Genomic DNA, 18895 nt, shown 5'->3' on the forward strand with positions numbered 1-18895 from the left:
CGGTTGCATGCATCACGAATCCATCGCGATGCGAAGTGCCGACGCGCAGGCCAGCGGCGCCAGCACGAGGGCCATGACCAGGCCGGCGCCCAGCCAGGCGACCGGCGCGATCCAGGGCAGACCCTCCTGCGCGGCGGCCACGGCCCCGGCGGCGAAGATCACCACCGGCACGCACAGCGGCAGCAACATGAGCGCCAGAAGCATACCAGAGCGTCGCGAGCCGGCCGTCAGCGCGACCAGGATCGCACCGAGCAGGCACAGCAGCGGGGTGACCAGGACGAGGGTGAGCAACAGCACCGGCATGGCGGCCGGCGGCAGTTTCAGCATGCCGGCGATCAGCGGCGCCACGACGATCAGGGGCAGCGACGACACGATCCAGTGCGCCAGGATCTTGCTGGCCACCAGCAGCGCGAGCGGTTGTGGCGCCAGCATCAGCAGTTCCATCGAGCCGTCCTCGATGTCCGCGCGGAACAGGGTATCGAGGGAAAGCAGGATCGCCAGCACCACCGTGACCAGCACCACGCCGGCGGCGATGCGTGCCAGCAGCGCCGGGTCCGGTCCCAGGGCGAACGGAAACAGCGTAGCCACGATGATCGCGTAGAGCACGGGCAGGGCGATGTCGCCGCGCCGGCGCCAGGCCAGCGTCAGGTCGCGCCGCAGCAGTGCCGCGCAGGCCGCCGGTGTGCTTCCCGGCGTCATGCGTGCAGCCGGATGCGGCGCAGGGCGTCGCCCGCGAACGTCACCGCGCCGTGGCTGGTGACGAGGGCCGCGCCACCGCGGGCCGCATGGCCGTCGAGCAGGCGGTTGACCAGCGCGATGCCTTCGCGGTCGAGGTTGGCGTACGGTTCGTCCAGCAGCCACACCCGTGCGGGAAGCATGAGCAGCCGGGCCAGCGCCACGCGCTTCTTCTGCCCGGCGGACAAGCGGCGCACGGCCTCGTCCTCGTAGCCCGCCAGGCCCACCTCGGCCAGGGCGTCGTCAACGTCGGCACCGGTGCGTATCCCGTAGAGGCCCACGGCGAAGTGCAGGTTCTCGCGCGGCGACAGGTCGGCCTTGAGCCCCGGGTGATGACCCAGGAACACCACGGCGCCAGCGACCGTATCCAGCGAAAACCTCGCCCCGTCGAGCAGGACATCGCCCGATGCGGCGCGCAGCGTGCCGGTGAGCACGCGCATGAGCGTGGTCTTGCCGCTGCCGTTGTCGCCTTCCACCAGGGCGATCTCGCCCGCGCGCAACGCGAAATCCACCGGGCCGAACACGGGCTCGTCCTGGCGCAGGAAACACAACGAACGGGCTTCCAGCAGCACCGCGGCGGACGCCGTCATGCGCCGCCCAGGGCCGGGCGAAGGCCGCGCTCAAACGCTTCGGCGGGCAGGGGCGGCAGGGTGGCCTGCAGGGCACGCACGGCGGCCTCGATATCGACCGTGCCTACGCTGTCGTGGCCCTTGAGCAGTTGCTCGACCAGCGTGTCCTGCGCCTGGCCGCGCTCCAGCGCGTAGGCGTAGGGCAGGTGGGTGAAGGTGACCATGCGGTAGCGCGGCAGGTAGTGCGACGGGCAACGCTCGGTCAGCAGGGCGCCCAGTTCGCGCTTGCGCAGGAACACGGGGTCGGCCACCTTGTCGCGCATCTCCACGTAGTTTTCCAGCGCCATGCGTGCGATGGCGTCGGCGTTCGGCTTGCGCCGGGTTTCGAAGGCGGCGAACACCGCGGCCGGATCGGTCGGGTCGGCCGCGAAAAGGTCGGCCAGCTCGGCGGCATCCTCGAAGCCGCAGTTCATGCCCTGGCCGTGGAACGGCACGATGGCGTGCGCGGCGTCGCCGATCAGCAGCGCACGGCCGCCGATGTGCCAGCGATCCAGGTACAGCGTGGCCAGCATGCCCACCGGATGGGCGGCCCAGTCGTGGGCGAAGGTCGGCATGAGCGCCAGCGCGTCGGGGAAGTCGGCGCGGAAGAAGGCCTCGGCCGCACCGGCACCAGCGATGCTGCGAAAGCTGGGGTGCTCCCCCTCGTTGGGCAGGAACAGCGTGACGGTGAAGCTGCCTTCGCGGTTGGGCAGCGCGATGCACATGTAATGCCCGCGCGGCCAGATATGCAGGGCGTGGGGCTCGATGGCGAACGGCGCGGACGGGTCGCTGCCGGGGGGGATCTCCAGTTCCTTGTAGCCGTGGCCGAGCTCCTCGACCCTTTCGCCCAGCGGCGCGTGCCGGTGCATCTGCGCGCGCAGGGCGGAACCGGCACCGTCGGCACCGATGACCACCGGCGCATCGATGCTGCGCTGCGTGCCGTCCGTGCTGCGCAGCATGAGCCTGCCCGCGTCCAGGTCGGCGGACTCGAGGCCCTGCCCGAAGTGGAAGGTGGCGCCCGCGGCCTCGGCGGCGTCGAGCATGAGGCCGTTCAGCCCCTCGCGAGAGACCGACCAGATCACCTCGGAGTCGTCCGCGCCATAGCGCTGGAGGGCGCTGTGGCCGGCCGGATCGTGGACCATGCGGCCGCGCATCATCACCGACTGCGCCAGCACCTGTTCGGCCAGCCCGGTGGCGCGCAGGGCGTGCAGCCCGCGTTCGGCCAGGGCGAGATTGATCGAGCGCCCCCCCTGGACGCCGGCCCGGCGCGGGTCGGGACGTTTTTCGAACACGCTGACGCGAAATCCGCGCTGGGTCAGGAGCGTGGCCACCATGGCGCCGACCAGTCCGGCGCCGACCACGGCGATGTCGTTACGGGGCATGACGGCCTGTTGTCGCAGCGCGATAGGGCAAGGCAGCGCATCGTGCGCCGCCGCGTCGCCGGGAGCAAGCCCGGACGACGCGATGGATCAGCCGGCTTTCTTGCCGGCGCGCGCCTGGCGCGCGGCGACGGGCTCGGCCGGCTTGGCCGTGGCTGCGTCGAGGAAGCCGCGCTGCATCGACTTCCACACGTCGAGGTTGCGCTCGGTCATCTCGTTGAGCATGGACCAGGGAGTCTGGCCCATCAGGCTGTTGAGCTGGGTGCGGAACTGCTGCTGCTGGTCGAGGAACACCTGGAGGCTGCGCTCCAGGTAGGGACCCATGAAGCCCTGCAGCGAATCGCCGTAGAAGCGGATGATGTGCGAGAGCAGCTGCGGCGAGAGCATCGGCTGGCCGTGTTCCTCGTGCTCCGCGATGATCTGCAGCAACACCGAACGGGTCAGGTCTTCGCCGGACTTGGCGTCGCGGACCTCGAAAGTTTCCCCGTCGAGGACCAGCTGGCGGACTTCTTCCAGCGTGATATAGCTCGAGATTTCCGTATCGTAGAGACGACGGTTCGGATACTTCTTAATGATGCGTAGGGTTTGTGCCATGCGGCGAAAGCTACCACGAGGTATTGCGCCGCACCAGTTGCCATAAGTCCATGCAATCGTTTGCGTTCTTCACCTTTCCGATTGGAACGATTTAAATAACCGCAATTTAATGTTGCGCAGCATGATCGCCGTCGCGCGGCGTACCCGGGATGGGGTGCGCCGCCTTTTCATCAGTGCGCGGCGGCGCCCGCGGCGCTGCCGAACGGCGGCTTCGCCAGCCACAGGATCGGGATCAGTGCCAGGAACAGCAGTCCGCAGAGCCAGAACACGTCGTTCACGGCCAGGGTCAGCGCCTCGCGGTTGACGACCTGGTCGAGCACGGCGCGCTGCGATGCGCCATGCAGGTTCAGCGATTGCAGGCGGCCCACGTACGCCATGGTGGCCGGCGAGGCCGGATTGACGTACTCGGTGAGCGAGGCATGGTGGGCTTCGCCGCGATGCTGCCAGATGGTCACGGTGAGCGCGGTGGACACGCTGGAGGCCAGCGTGCGGCAGAAGTTGGCAAGGCCGGAGGCGCCGGCGATCTGGTCGGGCCGCAGGTCGGACAGGAAGATCTGGTTCAGCGGGATGAAGAAGCACGCGATGCCGATGCCCATGACGAAGCGCGGCAGCACCAGGGTGGCGAACGATGCGCCGCTGGTGAAGGTCGAGAACCAGAACGCGGTGAAGGCGAACACCAGGAAGGCGAAGGTCACCACCCAGCGAAGTTCCAGTCGCTGGATGTTCTTGCCGATGATGGGCGACATCAGGAAGGCGAGGATGCCCACGGGTGCCGTGGCCAGGCCCGCCCACGTGGCCGTGTAGCCCAGCGTGGTCTGCAACCACAGCGGAAACACCACGGTGATGCCGAAAAACCCCAGCATGCCCAGCGACAGGGCGCTGACGCCCACCGCGAAGTTGCGCCGCGCGAACAGCGACAGGTCCACCACGGGGTATTTTGCCGTCAGCTCCCAGATGACCAGGAAGGTCAGCGCCACCAGCGCCACGAGGCCCAGCGTGAGGATGAGCGGCGAGGCGAACCAGTCGTGGTCGTTGCCGTTGTCCAGCATGAACTGCAGGCTGCCGACGCCGACCACCAGCAGGAACAGCCCCACCGAATCGATCGGCGCACGCACGGTCTTCGTCTCGCGCGTGCGCAGGATGGCCCACGTGATGACGCCGGCCGCCGCACCGACGGGTACGTTGATGTAGAAGATCCACGGCCAGGAGAAGTTGTCGGTGAGGTAGCCGCCGAGGATGGGACCGAAGATGGGGGCCACCACCACCGTCATCGCCCACATGGCCAGGGCGATGCCCTGCTTCTCCTTCGGGTAGCTGGCCAGCAGCAGCGACAGCGACAACGCCACCATCGGGCCGGAACCCGCGCCCTGCAGCAGGCGGAACACCACCAGCATGGGCATGCTGGTGGCCAGGCCGCACAGCATCGAGAACACGACGAACAACGCTACGGAGACGCAGAAGGTTTTCACTTCGCCGAAGCGCTTGGCGATCCAGCCGGTCAGCGGTTGCATCACGGCGCTGGCCAGCGCGTAGGAACTGATTGCCCAGGTGCCTTCGTTGGAACTCACGCCGAGGCTGCCCGCGATGTGCGGCACGGCCACGTTGACGATCGTCATGTCCAGGATCTCCATGAACGTCGAGAACGCGACGGCCATGGTGAGCAGGACCAGGGCACCGCCTTGCAGCGGCTTGGGGCCGCCGCGGGCGGGGGCGGTATCCGTGAGGGCGGGCGCGTCGCTCAAGGCACTCTCGCTCCGAGGTTGTCGCGCACGATGGCATCGGCGGCGGCGTCGGCCTTGGCGGCCACGTCGTCATAGACGGAGGTCTGCGCCACCGGTGTCGTGGCCGGCGACTTCGCCAGGACATCGCCGTCATCATGGGAGATATCGACGGTGACCGCCGTGGACAGGCCGATGCGCAAGGGATGCTTGTCGAGGTCGCGCGCGTCGAGCGCGATGCGCACGGGGATGCGTTGCACCACCTTGATCCAGTTGCCCGTGGCGTTCTGCGCCGGCAGCAGCGAGAACGCGCTGCCGGTGCCCGCGCCCAGGCCGATCACCTTGCCGTGGTACTCGACACCGCCGCCGTAGATGTCCGCTTCGATGCGGGCCGGCTGGCCGATGCGCACATGGCGCAGCTGGCTTTCCTTGAAGTTGGCGTCCACCCAGAGGTCGTGCAGCGGAATGACCGTCATCAGCTGCTGGCCCGGCTGCACGCTGTTGCCGAGCTGGACGCTGCGTTGGGCGACGTAGCCGTCGATAGGCGCGACGATGGCGTTGCGCTGCGCGGCCACCCAGGCCTGGCGGAAGTTGGCGCGTGCCTGGTCCACGGCGGGATTGGACGCCACGTCGCTGCCGTCGATCAGGGCGCGCGAGGCATCGGCCTGGCGCTGCGCCGCTTCCAGCGCGGACTGCGCGCTGTCCACCGCGTCCCGGGCATGCTGCACCTCTTCCGGCGCCACGGCTTTCTCGGCGAGCAGGGGAATACGGCGGCGCAGATCGTCCTGCGCGCGCTTGAGGTCGTTCCGGCGCGCACCCAGCGCGGCGTCCGCGCCGGCGGACGACTGGGTCTGCTGGCGTACCTGCCGCACGGCCTGTGCCAGCGCGCTGCTGGCCTTGCGCAGCGCCACGTCGGCATCGGTAGCGTCCAGGCGCACCAGCACCTGGCCGGCGTTGACGCGCTGCGTGTCGTCGGCGAACACGCCGGTGACGATGCCGGGCACCTGGGCGGAAATGCCCACCTGGTTGCCGCCGACATAAGCATCATCGGTGGTTTCGCGCAGCGAGAAGACGAACATCCACAACAGGAACCACGCCACGGCGGCGACGATGAAGACCAGCAGGGCGATCAGTAGCGCGCGGTTCCGCTTGCGCTTGTTCTTGGGCGCGTTGCCGCTTTCGTCCTGGGGGCGCGGCGTATCGGTCGGGTTGGCGCTCATGGGCTCGGGGTTCCGTTCGTGCGGGGCGTGGAAGGGGTGTCGGTCGGTTCGGCGCGATAGCCGCCGCCGAGTGATTTGATCAAGGCGATGTCGGTGGAAAGGGCCTGGCCCTGCAGTGCCGCATCCGCGTCCAGCTGCTGGACCAGTGCGGCTTCGCCGGCGAGCGACTCGCGGTCGTCGCGTACACCGCGCGCGGCGCGCGCCCTGGCACTGGCGAGCAACGCGTTTGCGGCGTCGATCTGCTCGGCCTGCTGCGTACGCCGTGCGGCCAGTTGCTGGGCGCTGAGGGCCTGGGTGGCCACGTCGCGCGCGGCGGATACGACGGTCGCGTTGTACTGCGCCACGGCGGCCGCGAGCTGCGCGCGGCTGACGCCGTGGTTCGCTTCCAGTGCGCCACCCTCGAAGATCGGCAGGTGAAGCGCAGGCGTCAGCGCGAAGACCCGACTGTCCGCGGAGAACACCTTGTCCATGTCGATGCTGGATAGCCCGGCCATGCCGGTGAGGCTGATGTCCGGGAAGAACTGCGCGCGCGCGGCATCGGTGCGGCGCAGGGCCGCTTCCACCTGCCAGCGGCTGGCGGCGATATCGGGACGGCGGGCCATGAGGTCGCTGCCGACGTTGGCCGGCAGGCCGGTGCCGACGACGGGCAGTGGACGCGGCAGCAACGGGGGCAATTGAGCGGGTGACACGCCGACCAGCGTGGCCAGGGCCGCGCGGCGGATATCGGCCGAGCCTTGCAGCGCGACACGTTGCTGGCGCGCGCCGGATAGCTCACCGCGTGCCTGCTGTGCCGTGTCCGGTACGTCCACGCCTTGCTTCACGCGCAGCTCGGCAATGCGCAGGACGCGCTCGCGGGCGGCGATCAGGCGGTCGGCGAGGGCGACACGCGAGGTGTCCGCCAACCAGCCGAAATACGTGTCCGCCACCATCGCCTGGATGGCCAGCGACGATGCGGAGCGTTCCGCTTCGGCCGCCCGCGCGCTGTCGATGGCGGATTCGAGGGTGAAGCGCTTCTTGCCCCACCAGTCGAAATCGTAGCTGGCCTGGATGCCGATGTCGGCCTGGTTGTACCAGGTGAAACCGAGGAACTGCGCCGGGATCAGGCCGTGCTCGCTCATGCGCTGGCGCGCCACCTGGGCGCTGCCGTCTACGCGCAGGCCGGCCTGCGCGGCTGCGACTCGGATGTCCTGCTGGGCGCTGTCCACGCGCGTCTTCGCCTGGGCCAGGTCCGGCGCGCCGCGCAGCGCCATGGTCATCAGCGTGTCCAGCTGCGGGTCACCGTAGGCGCGCCACCACTCGGCGGCCGGCCAGCCGGGGCGCTGGTCGGTGACCAGGCCGGCCAGCGGCACGTCGTCGCGGAGCGCGGGGCGGTCGATCTTCGCCGGCACGTGGCACGCGGCGAGCGCGATGGCGATCACCCCGGCGAGTGCGGCGGGACGGGACGGGATTCGGTTCATGGGCTGTCCGATGTATCCATGTGCAGGGCAAGCTTTTTCAGCAGGCCTTCGAGGGTGAGGCGTTCCGCGTCGCTGAAGCAGGTGAAGCGGGCGACCAGGTCGGGGAACATCGGTGGTAGGAGTTCGAGCACGAACCGCCGGCCCTCGGCGGTGATCGTCAGCATCACCTGGCGCCGGTCGTGCGTGGCGTGGGAGCGGGTGATGAGCCCCCGTTTGGCCAGCAGGTTGGTGATGCGGGTCATGTTGGTCGGCTTCTGCTCGGCCAGCGTGCATAGCTCGCCGGGGGTGGAACGGCCGTCTTCCGCTGAATACAGCATCATCAGCGTGCGGAAATCGCTGTCGTTCATGTCGTACGGATCGAGCCGTGCCTGCACCTCCCGGCGCAGTGCCTCGCCGGTCAGCAGCAGGAGGCGGATCAGGAGCACCTCGCGGCGCGGTATACCCGGAACGATCGCGGCGACGCGATCAATCCCTTCGTACAAAGCGTCGACGCACGGCTTGAGACTGGTCATTTCGCTGGATAATAGTTCGCTGGTGAATTATTAGCCTAGCAAGCAACCGGGTAGGGCGCAAGCGGGGAGCCGTGGGCCGCAGCCTAGGACAGGCGGAACAGCGCCGATGCATTGGCCGTTGTCGCCGCGGCAATGGTTTCGCGCGTTTCACCCCGAAGTCGGGCGACTGTATCCAGCACCTCGAGCATGAAAGCCGGCTCGTTGCGCTCGCCGCGGTGCCCGGCGCAGGGCTGGTCCGGTGCATCGGTTTCCAGTAGCAGCCACGAAAGCGGCATCGTGGTGACGACGCGCCGGATGCGCGCGGCACGCTCGTAGGTCACGGGGCCACCGATACCGAGGTGGAAGCCCAGGTCGAACAGCTGCCGCGCCTGTTCCTCACTGCCCGCGAAGCTGTGCACCACGCCGCGCAGGCCACCCACGCGCCGCAAGGTATGGATCACCTCCTCGAACGCCCGACGCCCGTGCACGATCACCGGCAGGTCGTGCTCCCTGGCGATCTCCAGCTGGCGCAGGAAGATCGTCCGCTGTCGAGCGAAGTCCAGGCCGTCGACATAGGCGTCGAGGCCGATTTCGCCGACCGCGACGGCGCCGTGTCCTTCCAGCCATGCCGGTAGCTCCGCGAGGTGGCAGTCCTCATGTCGATCGACAAACAGGGGGTGCAGCCCGAAGGCGGCGGACACACCCGGTCGGGCGCGGGCGAGGGCATGGACGGCCTCCCAGTTGGACCGGTCGATCGCGGGCACCACCCAGCGCCGCACGCCGGATTGCGCCGAGCGTGCGTATATTTCATCGCCGTCGGCGCCGAAAGAGGCATCGTCCAGGTGTGCGTGGGTATCCACCAGATCGAGCATGTGGGTGTTATCCCTGAATGAAGCGAAGGTCAGTCTAAGGCGGCATTCAGTTTAACGAATGTCAAATGTGATCCGAGGGCGACTTTCGGGTGATGGGGCTCGTGCGCCATCGAGGTCGTAGACCTTTTTCAGGAGAGTAAGGTGATGAACAGCTTGAAGATTTCCGTCCTGAATGTGGCATTGGGCGCGGCGCTGGTGTGTGGTCTTTCGGCCTGCAACCGCGATGCGAACGCCGACGTCTCCTACCGTGGCGACGGCACTGCGGCACCGGGCGCCGCCGCACCGGCTCCGGCCGGTCCCAAGTACGGTCGCGTGGTCAGTGTCGACCCGGTGCGCGAGGCGGCTTCTTCGCCGCAGCGCGAGTGCCACGACGAAGTCGTGACCCGGCATGTGCCGGTGCGCGACGAACACCAGATTGCCGGTACGGCCATCGGGGCGGTGGCGGGCGGCCTGCTGGGCAACCAGATCGGCGGCGGCAAGGGCCGTACGCTGGCCACGGTGGCGGGTGCGGTCGGTGGCGGCTACGCCGGTCACGAGATCCAGGAGCGTCGCCAGGAGACCAACACCACCACCGCCACGGTCAGGAAGTGCAACACGGTGGCAGGCTCGGCGGGTGACAAGATCGTGGCGTACGACGTGCGTTACGAATACAACGGCGTGACCCGCACGGTGCGCATGGACCACGACCCGGGCGATCGTGTCGAAGTGCAGGAAGGTGTGTCGGTCGTCTCCGACGCGCGTTGATCCTTCATCCCTCGTCTATCCCAAGGCGCCATCATGCACAGCATCGTTCGTAAGTCCGGCCTCGTCGCCGTCGCTATCGCCACGCTTTCCCTGACGGCGTGCTACGACCAGCCGCGTCGCGTGTACCGGGAAGATCGCGTCGTTTACCAGGGTGCGCCCCGCGGGTGCGACCAGTGCGGCGTCGTCCAGGACGTCGAGCAGGTCTATACGCAGCGCGATTCCTCGCCGCTGGGTGCGGTCATCGGCGCCGTCGCCGGCGGCCTGCTCGGCAATACGGTGGGCAAAGGTGACGGCCGCTCCGCGGCTACCGTGGGCGGTGCCGTCGTCGGTGGTCTGGTCGGCAACCAGGTGGGCAAGCGCAACGGTGGCGACGATGTGGCGTTCCGTGTCCGCATCCGCCTGGACGACGGGCGCTGGGCCACCGTAACGCAGGTGGAAGACCCGCAGCTTCGTCGTGGCGATTATGTCGAGGTGCGAGGCGACCACGTCTACAGGCGTTGATCGTTTAGCCGTATGGACGTCCAAAGAAAAGGCCCGCGAAAGCGGGCTTTTTCTTTGGACTAGACAATTCTCCGGGCAAAAAAAGACCCTCATCCGAGGGCCCCTTTTCCCGGGAATCCCAAGCTGCCCGCTCGGATTCCTTTTTCCCCCGCCGGTTTGTCCGCCGTGTCAGTTGACGGCGTAGAACGCGTGGTCGCCGATCTTGCGCACGATGCGGCTGGCGGACCAGCTCGGTATCACCGCGGCGGTGGCGAAATGATCGGCCTGTGGAACATAAACGAGTCGTTCACTCTTGGGCAGGCTCCAGTTGTTGAGGGAGTCGCCTGCCACCTTCCATGCCTTGGACCACGACACGAGGTCGGTGATCTCGAAATCCTTCGGCGTGGTGGTGATCGCAAACTGATGCGGTGCCGACACCACGTCGCACACTTTTTCGCCGCCCATGCCGCGATCGCGGCGTCGCAGGGCGACTTCGGCCACGGCGTACTGGCCGATGGTCGGTTCGCTACGTGCTTCCAGGTACACCGTCGTCGCCAGGCACGTCTGGTCGGCAAGGTGGCTCGGGAGGACGGACGCCATCCAGAGCAAAGCGGAAAGTTTCATGTGTATCTGCCTCCAACGAGCTTTTCCGTCACTTGCGGCGTCTTTCGTGAAAAAGGCCATGGGGGACGTATGAGCGGTAGACGGGCGGGCAGGCCGTTACTACCTGGACCAACCGACTTTCATCCGAGGGGTGTAGCTTCAAAAGGCACGGATGAGGCGGGCGTCACACACTGTGACTGTACTGGGCGACTGTCCGGAGTCGCCTGGTATGGGGGTATACCGAAGGGGAGCGGCATCGCGATGCGGCGGCTCCGTCGGTCGACTACGCGCTACTCATGGGCTGCGCGTCGCTTTCATCTCCGGCTTTCGCCGGGTCGCGCCAGAACCGTCATCGTCGACGGATCGTCGCGGGTGTCGCCGTGGAAACATCGCCACGACCACGTGAATGGATCGGCGGAGCCTAGTGGCGCTGCACGAATTCTGCAAGTGCGCGCGCCTTCCGATTCAGCTTCGACTCACGCATATCGTGGGACATCTTCTTGCGAAGGAGCAGAAGATCATGCTTCGAATGTGGATACGATGTGTAGGCGCGCGTTGTCCGTTTCAACCATCGTGCCATCGGCACAGCTGTCGTCCAGTACGACAAGCGACGTATGGATTTCATGCGATGCATGGCACATCAATACGTTTCCGACCTCCCTTCCGTTTATCCGCAACGATTCACCGTCTTGCAACGCAGCATCGCTGCGCACCACACGCAGGTGCTTCTTGTGACCACCAAGAAAGTGCAGTCGCGCGGCAATTTCCTGTCCCGGAAAACAGCCTTTGTCGAACGCCACCGCGTGCAGCCGCTCCATCGACAACGCTGGTGGCAACAGACGATCGAGAAGGGCGTCGGGCAACCATGCAAAGCCTCTTTCTATATGGCGCGGCAACCATGCATCGTCGCCACGCAAGACGCCGATGCGCAGCGACGCATCGCCTTCGCCGAACACGATGACGTCACCGTTTTCTTCCGCGCTCATCGCGTCGCGCGCGTCACCATCGGCCACATCGAGTACATCGGACACCGAGATCTTCACCTTCGCGCGGAATACGAAGCGCTTCAGGTCCGCGGCCAGCGCTTCGCCGTCGCCACCGCGAGGCACGGCGACGAAGCGGTCGTCTTCCAGGCGGGCAAGCTGGAGCAGGGCACGAACCCGTCCTTTCGGGTCCATCCAGCCGCTCCATTGCCAGCGGCCGACGGCCAGGCCAGGTACGGCACTGCCGAACTGGGCGTTGGCGAACATGGCCGCGTCGGGTCCGGTGAGGGTGATGCTGCGAGTGGTACGGCTCGGCATGGGCGGCGCCGGTGGTGACGGAGGCGTAGGATATACGGCCGGCCCAAGGCCAAACCAAGGCGCCGCCCACCGGCCGAGGTTGTGCTGCGGTGGCACAGGTATTACCCTTTTAGGGCTTTATAACCATGTCCGACAACTCCTCCAAACCCCAGGACGCGACCGATTCCGCTCCGGCGAAGCCGCTCGTTCCGCCGCTCGTCCCCACGAACGGCGAGACAGGAGTCGAAAAAGCGCCTTTGGACCCCACCCGCTACGGCGACTGGGAAAAGAACGGTCGCTGCATCGACTTCTGATCATGGGAGGCGGGGAGGTCCCTCGGGCATTAGCGATTCCAATCCAGGATAGCCGCCATGGCACAAACGGGACGACCGCTCTCACCGCATCTTCAGGTCTACAAATGGCAAGTGCAGATGGCATCGTCCATCCTGCATCGGGCCACGGGGATCATCCTCGCCGTAGGCAGCCTGATCATCGTCTGGGGGCTGTGTGCCCTCGCCGCCGGCGCCGACGCCTTCTCGTCGTTCTCGGCCTTCGCCGGCAGCCTGCCCGGCACGGTCGTCATGATCGGCTGGACCCTGGCGTTCTTCTATCACCTGGCCAACGGCATCCGCCACCTGGTGCAGGACACGGGCAAGGGCTACGCCATTTCCTCGTTCGTCCTGTCCAGCTGGTTGTCGATCGCCATCGCCATCGTGCTGACCGTGCTCGTCTGGGCCTACCTGCTGCTCGGAGGCCACGCATGAGCAAGGATCTGCGCAACCCGCTCGCCCGTGCCCGTGGTCTGGGCTCCGCGAAGGAAGGTGTCGGTCACTGGATGCAGCAGCGGATCACCGCGCTGGCCCTGGTGTTCCTCACGGTCTGGTTCGTTCTCGTGGTGCTGAGCCTGGTCCATACGGACTACGCCACGGCCCGCGCGACCATCGCCCGGCCCTGGAACGCCGTGCTGCTCGTCGCCCTCATCGTCACGATGTTCAAGCACGCCGTCCTCGGTCTGCAGGTCGTGATCGAAGACTACGTCCACACGCGCTGGCTCGAAGTCGCGTCGCTGGTGGCCATCAAGTTCATCGCCGTACTCGCCGCGCTCTCGGGTGTGCTGGCCGTGCTGCGCATCGCGCTCGGAAACTGATCGATGGAAGCCTATAAGGTTCAGCAACACAAATACGACGTGATCGTGGTCGGCGCCGGTGGCGCGGGCCTGCGTGCCACTTTCGGCCTGGCGGAAAAAGGGCTGAAGGCGGCGTGCATCACCAAGGTCTTCCCGACCCGTTCGCACACGGTTGCCGCGCAGGGTGGTATTTCCGCCGCGCTGGGCAACATGGGTGAAGACGACTGGCGTTTCCATTTCTACGACACGATCAAGGGTTCCGACTGGCTCGGTGACCAGGACGCCATCGAGTACATGTGCCGGGAAGCCATCCCCGCCATCATCGAACTCGAGCATTACGGCGTGCCGTTCTCGCGCACCGAGGAAGGCAAGATCTACCAGCGCCCGTTCGGCGGCATGACCACCCACTACGGCCAGGGCACCGCGCAGCGCACCTGCGCCGCGGCCGACCGCACCGGTCACGCCATCCTGCACACGCTCTACCAGCAGGCGCTGGCCCACGACGCCACCTTCTTCATCGAATACTTCGCCATCGACCTCGTCTTCGAGGACGGCAAGTGCGTGGGCGTGCTCGCCCTCGACATGAACGAAGGCACGCTGCACCTGTTCCGCGGCCATGCCGTGGTGATGGCCACGGGCGGTTACGGCCGTGCGTACTTCAGCGCCACGTCGGCGCATACCTGCACGGGCGATGGCGGCGGCATGGTGCTGCGCGCCGGCCTGCCGCTGCAGGACATGGAGTTCGTGCAGTTCCACCCGACCGGCATCTATGGCGCCGGCTGCCTGATCACCGAAGGTGTTCGCGGCGAAGGTGGCTACCTCACCAACTCCGAAGGCGAGCGCTTCATGGAGCGCTACGCACCCAACGCGAAGGATCTCGCGTCGCGCGACGTGGTCAGCCGCGCCATGACGATCGAGATCCGCGAAGGCCGCGGTGTGGGCCCGAACAAGGACCACATCCATCTCAACTTGATGCACCTCGGCCCCGAGGTCATCAACGAGCGCCTGCCGGGCATCGCCGAGTCCGCACGCATCTTCGCCGGCGTGGACGTCACCAAGGAGCCGATCCCGGTCCTGCCGACCGTCCATTACAACATGGGCGGCATCCCGACCAACTACCACGGCGAAGTGGTCACCAAGCGTGACGACGATCCGGATTCGATCGTGCCGGGCCTGTTCGCCATCGGCGAAGCGGCCTGCGTGTCGGTGCACGGCGCCAATCGCCTGGGTTCCAACTCGCTGCTGGACCTGGTGGTCTTCGGCCGTGCCGTGTCGCACCGCTGCGCCGAGCTGATCAAGCCGGGCACGCCGCACAAGGATCTTCCGGCCAACGCGCTGGATACCATCCTCGGTCGTTTCGACGCGCTGCGCCACGCGGACGGCACCAAACCGACCGCAGCCATCCGCGCCGAGATGCAGAAGACCATGCAGTCCGACGCCGCCGTGTTCCGTACGGGCGATACGCTCAAGGAAGGCAAGGCGAAGATCTCCGAGGTGTTCACCTCGTTCCAGCAGGTGAAGGTGAGCGACCGCTCGCTGGTGTGGAACTCCGACCTGATCGAGACGCTGGAACTGGCCAACCTGCTCGCGCAGGCCGTGGCCACCATGCATTCGGCCGAACAGCGTCCGGAGAGCCGTGGCGCGCATGCCCGCGAGGATTTCCCGGACCGCGACGACCACGACTGGCAGAAGCACACGCTCGTGTGGATCGACGAGGCCGGCCAGTCCAGCTTCGACTTCCGCCCGGTGCACATGTACACCCTGACGGACGACGTCGAAGTCGTGCCGCCGAAAAAGCGCGTTTACTGATACCGGACCGGAGAGGCAATCGTGGCAGAGTTCACGCTACCCAAGAATTCCAAGATTACGGCCGGCAAGCATTTCCCGGCGAAGGATGCGAAGAAGACCCGCACCTTCAAGATTTACCGCTGGACGCCGGACGACGGCCAGAATCCCCGCACCGACACGTACGAGGTCGACCTCGAAACGTGCGGTCCGATGGTCCTGGACGCCCTGCTCAAGATCAAGAACGAGATCGACTCGACGCTCTCGCTGCGTCGCTCGTGCCGCGAAGGCATCTGCGGCTCGTGCGCCATGAACATCGACGGCACCAACACGCTGGCGTGCACCAAGGCCATCGAGGACTGCGGTGGCGGCACGGTCAACATCTACCCGCTGCCGCACATGCCGGTGGTGAAGGATCTGGTGCCCGACCTCACGCACTTCTACGCCCAGTTCGCGTCGATCAAGCCGTGGATGCGCACGCAGAGCCCCGCGCCGGCCGACAAGGAACGCTTGCAGTCGCCGGAAGACCGCAAGAAGCTCGACGGTTTGTACGAGTGCATCCTGTGCGCCTGCTGCTCCACGTCCTGCCCCAGCTACTGGTGGAACGGCGACCGCTACCTCGGCCCGGCCATCCTCCTGCAGGCGTATCGCTGGATCGTCGACAGCCGCGACGAAGACACCGGTAACCGCCTGGACGACCTGGAAGACCCGTTCAAGCTTTACCGTTGCCACACGATCATGAACTGCGCGCGCACCTGTCCCAAGGGCCTCAACCCGGCCAAGGCGATCGCGGAGATCAAGAAGCTGATCGTGCAGCGCCGCTCGGCCTGATTCCGCGCCTAACGGCACGGGTGTGTGTGTAGGAGCGCACGATGTGCGCGACATAGGTTGAGGCCTAACCTGTGGGCTGGCGCGTGACCCCATGGACAGGCGCGAAAACATGTCGCGCACGTCGTGCGCTCCTCCACCGTAATCGTGTTGACCGACACGAAAGCACATCGCGCACATCGTGCGCTCCTACATGGGCACACGGGCGGTCGCATCATGGAAATGAATGTGGATGACGCACGACTCAAGCGGCTGCGGTGGCGCACCCGGCGCGGCACGCGCGAGCTGGATCGCCTGTTTGGCGGCTGGCTGGACGAGCGTTACGCCGACGCGGATGAGGCGTGCAGGACGGCATTCGATGCGCTGATGGACGTGCAGGATCCCGATCTCTGGGATTGGGTGATGGGCCATGCCCGTGCCCCCCGCGACGACTGGCAGGGCATCATCGATGACATCCGCACGAGGCATCGACTTTGATATCCGGCCGTCGCGACAGCTGACCTGCTGGCTGGTCATGCTGGTCGCCCTGGCCGCCGCCTCACCTCTGTTCACCGCCTTGCCCCTGCCGGTCCGCTGGCTGTCGACGGCGGCCATCGTCGTCGATGGCGTTCGCCGCATCCATCGATACCGGCATCCTGCCTGGCGCCGGCTCTCCTGGGCCGCCGACGGGGCGTGGACGGTGACCGGTCGCCATGGTGCTGCCACGGAGGCGGAGCTGCGGGCGGCGCGGCGGGTGGGGCAGGGTGTCTGCCTGTCGCTGCGCTGGCGCCGGCGGTGGCTGCATCTGCTGTTCCTCCCGGACAACACGCCCGCGGCGGACCTGCGCATGCTGCGGGCCCGCCTGAAGCGGGTGCGGGCCGCACCGGCGGATGGCCTGCCCTGACGGCGGACGCCACCGCCGAAAGCTGAAGGCCGCCCGGCCGGTCTCCTGCTTCGGCTTGCCCCGGCGCGCCGCATCGTGCACTCTGCCGCGCGGTGCGTGCCTTTCGCGGCGGGCCCACTCCTTCAAGGTTGCGACCCACAGGTATGTTCAGACCCCTCGAGCTTTTCATCGGACTGCGCTACACGCGCGCCAAGCGTCGCAACCAGTTCATCTCCTTCATCTCCACGGTGTCGATCGTCTGCATCGCCATCAGCGTGACCGCGCTCATTACGGTCATGTCGGTGATGAACGGCTTCGACAGCGAACTGCGTAACCGCATCCTGGGTGCCGTCTCGCACATCACCATCTCGGGTATCGACGACACGGTGCAGGACTGGCAGTCCGCCGTGAGGACGGCCGAGGCCACCCCGCACGTGAAGGGCGCGGCCCCGTATGTCGAGATCCAGGCCTTCCTGCAGGCGCGCCGCCCGAGCGGGGCGCTGATCCGCGGCATCGTGCCGTCGATGGAGCCGAGGGTGTCGGACATCGACACGCACATGGTCCACGGCAAGATGACCGACCTGACCGATCGCAGCTGGAAGATCGCGCTCGGCAGCGAGCTGGCCACGCAGCTCGGCGTGCAGGTGGGCGACAAGGTCACGGTGGTGGTGCCGCAGTTCACGGCCACGCCGATGGGCGCGGTGCCCAAGCTGCGCAGCTTCACCGTCAGCGGCATCTTCGAGCTGGGCATGCAGGAATACGATGCGAACCTCGCGCTGATCTCGATGGAGGACGCCCAGCGCCTCAATGGCCTGAACGGGCCGACGGGCATCCGCCTGAAGCTGGACGACATGCGCGAGGCCTTCCCGGTGGCGCAGGAGCTGTCCAACAAGCTGGGCCAGACCTACCGCATCGAAACCTGGATGGACACACACGCCAACTTCTTCCGTGCCATCGACATGGAGAAGACGGTGATGTTCGTGATTCTCTCGCTGATCATCCTGGTGGCGGTGATCAACCTCATTTCCATGCTGATGATGCTGGTGACCGACAAGCAGGCCGACATCGCCATCCTCCGCACGCTGGGCTCGACCCCGCGCAGCATCATGGGCATGTTCATGGTGCAGGGCCTGCTGGTGGGCATCGTCGGCATCGCCAGCGGTGTCGCCCTGGGTGCGCTGTTGTCGTACAACCTGCCGGCCATCGTCAAATGGATCGAGCGCATCACCGGGCAGAACTTCCTCTCGCCGGACGTGTACTACATCAGTGAGCTGCCCAGCCAGCTGCTCTGGTCCGACGTGGGCTGGGTGGTGCTGGTGACCTTCGCGTTCTCGCTGCTGGCCACGTTGTATCCCGCATGGCGTGCATCGCGCACGCAGCCCGCCCAGGCGCTCCGCTATGAATAATCCCACCGACGACATCGTGCTGCGCGCCACCGGAGTGGCCAAGGTCTACGAAGAGGGCGACCTGCGCACGGGCGTGCTGTCCAACGTGAGTTTCTCACTGCGCCGCGGCGAGACGATGTCCATCGTCGGCGCCTCGGGCTCGGGCAAGTCCACGCTGCTGCATATCATCGGCGGCCTGGACACGCTCACGGCCGGCAAGGTTGAGGTCAACGGTCGCGTGCTTTCCGATCTTTCGGATGCCGAGCGTGGCCGCGAGCGTAATCGCTCGCTGGGCTTCATCTACCAGTTCCACCACCTGCTGCCGGAATTCACGGCGCTGGAAAACGTGTGCATGCCCCTGCTGATCCGCGGCGTGTCCATCGCGCAGGCCCAGAAGGAGGCCACGACGCTGCTGGAGCGGGTAGGGCTGTCGTCGCGCCTGCGCCATCGCCCGGCCGAGATGTCCGGCGGCGAGCGCCAGCGTTGCGCGGTGGCCCGTGCCCTGGTCACGCGGCCGGCGTGCGTGCTGGGCGATGAGCCCACGGGCAACCTCGACGAGGCCAACGCCGCGCAGGTGTACGCCCTGATGCTGGAACTGAACCGCGAAATCGGCACCAGCTTCGTGCTGGTCACGCACGACACGCGCCTGGCCGGCCGCATGGACCGCACGCTGGAGCTGCAGAACGGCGAGCTCCACGAGCGCTAGGCTGGCCGCCGGGCGCCAGGCA

General features: G+C 66.8%; 22 protein-coding genes. 11 read left to right on the forward strand and 11 right to left on the reverse strand.

Features of this window, described 5'->3' with window-relative positions; all coding sequences use genetic code 11:
- Positions 1 to 12: 12 nt before the first annotated feature.
- The 9 genes from ccmB to QRN34_RS02250 form a co-directional block, all read right to left on the reverse strand.
- Positions 13 to 699, reverse strand: coding sequence for a heme exporter protein CcmB (ccmB, locus tag QRN34_RS02210; protein ID WP_285401551.1), 687 nt, complete (start codon positions 697 to 699; stop codon positions 13 to 15).
- On the reverse strand, positions 696 to 1325 hold the full coding sequence (gene ccmA / locus QRN34_RS02215) for a heme ABC exporter ATP-binding protein CcmA (protein ID WP_285401553.1): 630 nt from the start codon (positions 1323 to 1325) through the stop codon (positions 696 to 698). The genes ccmB and ccmA overlap by 4 nt, the downstream gene beginning before the upstream one ends.
- The gene (locus tag QRN34_RS02220) at positions 1322 to 2725 is read right to left on the reverse strand and encodes an NAD(P)/FAD-dependent oxidoreductase (RefSeq protein WP_285401555.1); all 1404 of its coding nucleotides are present in this window, start codon (positions 2723 to 2725) and stop codon (positions 1322 to 1324) included. The genes ccmA and QRN34_RS02220 overlap by 4 nt, the downstream gene beginning before the upstream one ends.
- Before the next feature lie 87 nt (positions 2726 to 2812).
- Positions 2813 to 3316 (reverse strand): polyhydroxyalkanoate synthesis repressor PhaR, encoded by a 504-nt coding sequence (gene phaR / locus QRN34_RS02225; protein ID WP_036140967.1) that lies wholly within the window; start codon positions 3314 to 3316, stop codon positions 2813 to 2815.
- A 170-nt stretch (positions 3317 to 3486) separates the two neighbouring features.
- Positions 3487 to 5058 carry a DHA2 family efflux MFS transporter permease subunit gene (locus QRN34_RS02230; protein ID WP_285401556.1) on the reverse strand — a complete coding sequence of 524 codons (1572 nt, stop codon included), beginning with the start codon at positions 5056 to 5058 and terminating at the stop codon, positions 3487 to 3489.
- Complete coding sequence (locus tag QRN34_RS02235; protein WP_285401558.1) at positions 5055 to 6254, reverse strand: efflux RND transporter periplasmic adaptor subunit; 1200 nt, start codon at positions 6252 to 6254, stop codon at positions 5055 to 5057. The genes QRN34_RS02230 and QRN34_RS02235 overlap by 4 nt, the downstream gene beginning before the upstream one ends.
- A complete protein-coding gene (locus QRN34_RS02240; RefSeq protein ID WP_285401560.1) occupies positions 6251 to 7711 on the reverse strand; it encodes an efflux transporter outer membrane subunit in 1461 nt (486 codons plus the stop codon). The genes QRN34_RS02235 and QRN34_RS02240 overlap by 4 nt, the downstream gene beginning before the upstream one ends.
- On the reverse strand, positions 7708 to 8223 hold the full coding sequence (locus tag QRN34_RS02245) for a MarR family transcriptional regulator (protein WP_285401562.1): 516 nt from the start codon (positions 8221 to 8223) through the stop codon (positions 7708 to 7710). The genes QRN34_RS02240 and QRN34_RS02245 overlap by 4 nt, the downstream gene beginning before the upstream one ends.
- 83 nt (positions 8224 to 8306) lie before the next feature.
- Complete coding sequence (locus tag QRN34_RS02250) at positions 8307 to 9074, reverse strand: TatD family hydrolase (RefSeq protein ID WP_285401564.1); 768 nt, start codon at positions 9072 to 9074, stop codon at positions 8307 to 8309.
- Positions 9075 to 9218: 144 nt separating this feature from the next.
- On the opposite strand from QRN34_RS02250, the gene QRN34_RS02255 reads away from it, so the two are divergent.
- Complete coding sequence (locus QRN34_RS02255; RefSeq protein WP_285401566.1) at positions 9219 to 9818, forward strand: glycine zipper 2TM domain-containing protein; 600 nt, start codon at positions 9219 to 9221, stop codon at positions 9816 to 9818.
- A gap of 33 nt (positions 9819 to 9851) precedes the next feature.
- Entirely contained in the window at positions 9852 to 10319 is a 468-nt protein-coding gene (locus tag QRN34_RS02260; protein ID WP_285401568.1) for a glycine zipper 2TM domain-containing protein, read from the forward strand.
- Between the two features lie 168 nt (positions 10320 to 10487).
- Here the strand turns inward: QRN34_RS02260 and QRN34_RS02265 are convergent, their stop codons facing one another.
- Together QRN34_RS02265 and QRN34_RS02270 are read right to left on the reverse strand one after the other, a co-directional pair.
- Positions 10488 to 10922, reverse strand: a complete 435-nt coding sequence (locus tag QRN34_RS02265; protein WP_036140981.1) for a cell wall hydrolase — start codon at positions 10920 to 10922, stop codon at positions 10488 to 10490.
- 497 nt (positions 10923 to 11419) lie between these two features.
- Positions 11420 to 12202, reverse strand: a complete 783-nt coding sequence (locus QRN34_RS02270) for a folate-binding protein (protein ID WP_285401570.1) — start codon at positions 12200 to 12202, stop codon at positions 11420 to 11422.
- Between the two features lie 125 nt (positions 12203 to 12327).
- Between QRN34_RS02270 and QRN34_RS02275 the strand changes: the two genes are divergently transcribed.
- The 9 genes from QRN34_RS02275 (at position 12328) to lolD (ending at position 18873) form a co-directional block, all read left to right on the forward strand.
- A complete protein-coding gene (locus QRN34_RS02275) occupies positions 12328 to 12495 on the forward strand; it encodes a DUF1674 domain-containing protein (protein WP_081916539.1) in 168 nt (55 codons plus the stop codon).
- A gap of 57 nt (positions 12496 to 12552) precedes the next feature.
- Positions 12553 to 12945 (forward strand): succinate dehydrogenase, cytochrome b556 subunit, encoded by a 393-nt coding sequence (gene sdhC / locus QRN34_RS02280; protein WP_285401571.1) that lies wholly within the window; start codon positions 12553 to 12555, stop codon positions 12943 to 12945.
- The gene (gene sdhD, locus QRN34_RS02285; RefSeq protein WP_285401573.1) at positions 12942 to 13328 is read left to right on the forward strand and encodes a succinate dehydrogenase, hydrophobic membrane anchor protein; all 387 of its coding nucleotides are present in this window, start codon (positions 12942 to 12944) and stop codon (positions 13326 to 13328) included. Before sdhC ends, sdhD begins: the two co-directional genes overlap by 4 nt.
- 3 nt (positions 13329 to 13331) lie before the next feature.
- On the forward strand, positions 13332 to 15116 hold the full coding sequence (gene sdhA, locus QRN34_RS02290; protein ID WP_285401575.1) for a succinate dehydrogenase flavoprotein subunit: 1785 nt from the start codon (positions 13332 to 13334) through the stop codon (positions 15114 to 15116).
- A gap of 21 nt (positions 15117 to 15137) precedes the next feature.
- Complete coding sequence (locus QRN34_RS02295) at positions 15138 to 15923, forward strand: succinate dehydrogenase iron-sulfur subunit (protein WP_285401577.1); 786 nt, start codon at positions 15138 to 15140, stop codon at positions 15921 to 15923.
- Between the two features lie 225 nt (positions 15924 to 16148).
- Positions 16149 to 16397: a succinate dehydrogenase assembly factor 2 gene (locus tag QRN34_RS02300; protein WP_345782883.1), complete on the forward strand. Its 249-nt coding sequence runs from the start codon at positions 16149 to 16151 to the stop codon at positions 16395 to 16397.
- Positions 16369 to 16803, forward strand: a complete 435-nt coding sequence (locus QRN34_RS02305) for a hypothetical protein (protein ID WP_285401581.1) — start codon at positions 16369 to 16371, stop codon at positions 16801 to 16803. Before QRN34_RS02300 ends, QRN34_RS02305 begins: the two co-directional genes overlap by 29 nt.
- A 143-nt stretch (positions 16804 to 16946) precedes the next feature.
- A complete protein-coding gene (locus QRN34_RS02310) occupies positions 16947 to 18188 on the forward strand; it encodes a lipoprotein-releasing ABC transporter permease subunit (protein WP_285401583.1) in 1242 nt (413 codons plus the stop codon).
- A complete protein-coding gene (gene lolD / locus QRN34_RS02315; RefSeq protein WP_285401585.1) occupies positions 18181 to 18873 on the forward strand; it encodes a lipoprotein-releasing ABC transporter ATP-binding protein LolD in 693 nt (230 codons plus the stop codon). Before QRN34_RS02310 ends, lolD begins: the two co-directional genes overlap by 8 nt.
- The last annotated feature ends 22 nt before the right edge of the window (positions 18874 to 18895 follow it).

This window comes from Luteibacter sp. ME-Dv--P-043b, from assembly GCF_030209605.1.
Taxonomy (GTDB): Bacteria; Pseudomonadota; Gammaproteobacteria; order Xanthomonadales; family Rhodanobacteraceae; genus Luteibacter.

Bases quoted from the DNA above. Each gene is read 5' to 3' on its own strand.
- QRN34_RS02265 (WP_036140981.1), bottom strand. From the start codon at position 10,922: ATGAAACTTTCCGCTTTGCTCTGGATGGCGTCCGTCCTCCCGAGCCAC.
- QRN34_RS02255 (WP_285401566.1), top strand. From the start codon at position 9,219: ATGAACAGCTTGAAGATTTCCGTCCTGAATGTGGCATTGGGCGCGGCG.
- sdhC (WP_285401571.1), top strand. From the start codon at position 12,553: ATGGCACAAACGGGACGACCGCTCTCACCGCATCTTCAGGTCTACAAA.
- QRN34_RS02250 (WP_285401564.1), bottom strand. From the start codon at position 9,074: ATGCTCGATCTGGTGGATACCCACGCACACCTGGACGATGCCTCTTTC.
- lolD (WP_285401585.1), top strand. From the start codon at position 18,181: ATGAATAATCCCACCGACGACATCGTGCTGCGCGCCACCGGAGTGGCC.
- sdhA (WP_285401575.1), top strand. From the start codon at position 13,332: ATGGAAGCCTATAAGGTTCAGCAACACAAATACGACGTGATCGTGGTC.
- QRN34_RS02270 (WP_285401570.1), bottom strand. From the start codon at position 12,202: ATGCCGAGCCGTACCACTCGCAGCATCACCCTCACCGGACCCGACGCG.
- QRN34_RS02310 (WP_285401583.1), top strand. From the start codon at position 16,947: ATGTTCAGACCCCTCGAGCTTTTCATCGGACTGCGCTACACGCGCGCC.
- QRN34_RS02275 (WP_081916539.1), top strand. From the start codon at position 12,328: ATGTCCGACAACTCCTCCAAACCCCAGGACGCGACCGATTCCGCTCCG.
- QRN34_RS02220 (WP_285401555.1), bottom strand. From the start codon at position 2,725: ATGCCCCGTAACGACATCGCCGTGGTCGGCGCCGGACTGGTCGGCGCC.
- QRN34_RS02245 (WP_285401562.1), bottom strand. From the start codon at position 8,223: ATGACCAGTCTCAAGCCGTGCGTCGACGCTTTGTACGAAGGGATTGAT.
- ccmA (WP_285401553.1), bottom strand. From the start codon at position 1,325: ATGACGGCGTCCGCCGCGGTGCTGCTGGAAGCCCGTTCGTTGTGTTTC.
- QRN34_RS02240 (WP_285401560.1), bottom strand. From the start codon at position 7,711: ATGAACCGAATCCCGTCCCGTCCCGCCGCACTCGCCGGGGTGATCGCC.
- QRN34_RS02260 (WP_285401568.1), top strand. From the start codon at position 9,852: ATGCACAGCATCGTTCGTAAGTCCGGCCTCGTCGCCGTCGCTATCGCC.
- QRN34_RS02235 (WP_285401558.1), bottom strand. From the start codon at position 6,254: ATGAGCGCCAACCCGACCGATACGCCGCGCCCCCAGGACGAAAGCGGC.
- QRN34_RS02305 (WP_285401581.1), top strand. From the start codon at position 16,369: ATGACATCCGCACGAGGCATCGACTTTGATATCCGGCCGTCGCGACAG.
- phaR (WP_036140967.1), bottom strand. From the start codon at position 3,316: ATGGCACAAACCCTACGCATCATTAAGAAGTATCCGAACCGTCGTCTC.
- sdhD (WP_285401573.1), top strand. From the start codon at position 12,942: ATGAGCAAGGATCTGCGCAACCCGCTCGCCCGTGCCCGTGGTCTGGGC.
- ccmB (WP_285401551.1), bottom strand. From the start codon at position 699: ATGACGCCGGGAAGCACACCGGCGGCCTGCGCGGCACTGCTGCGGCGC.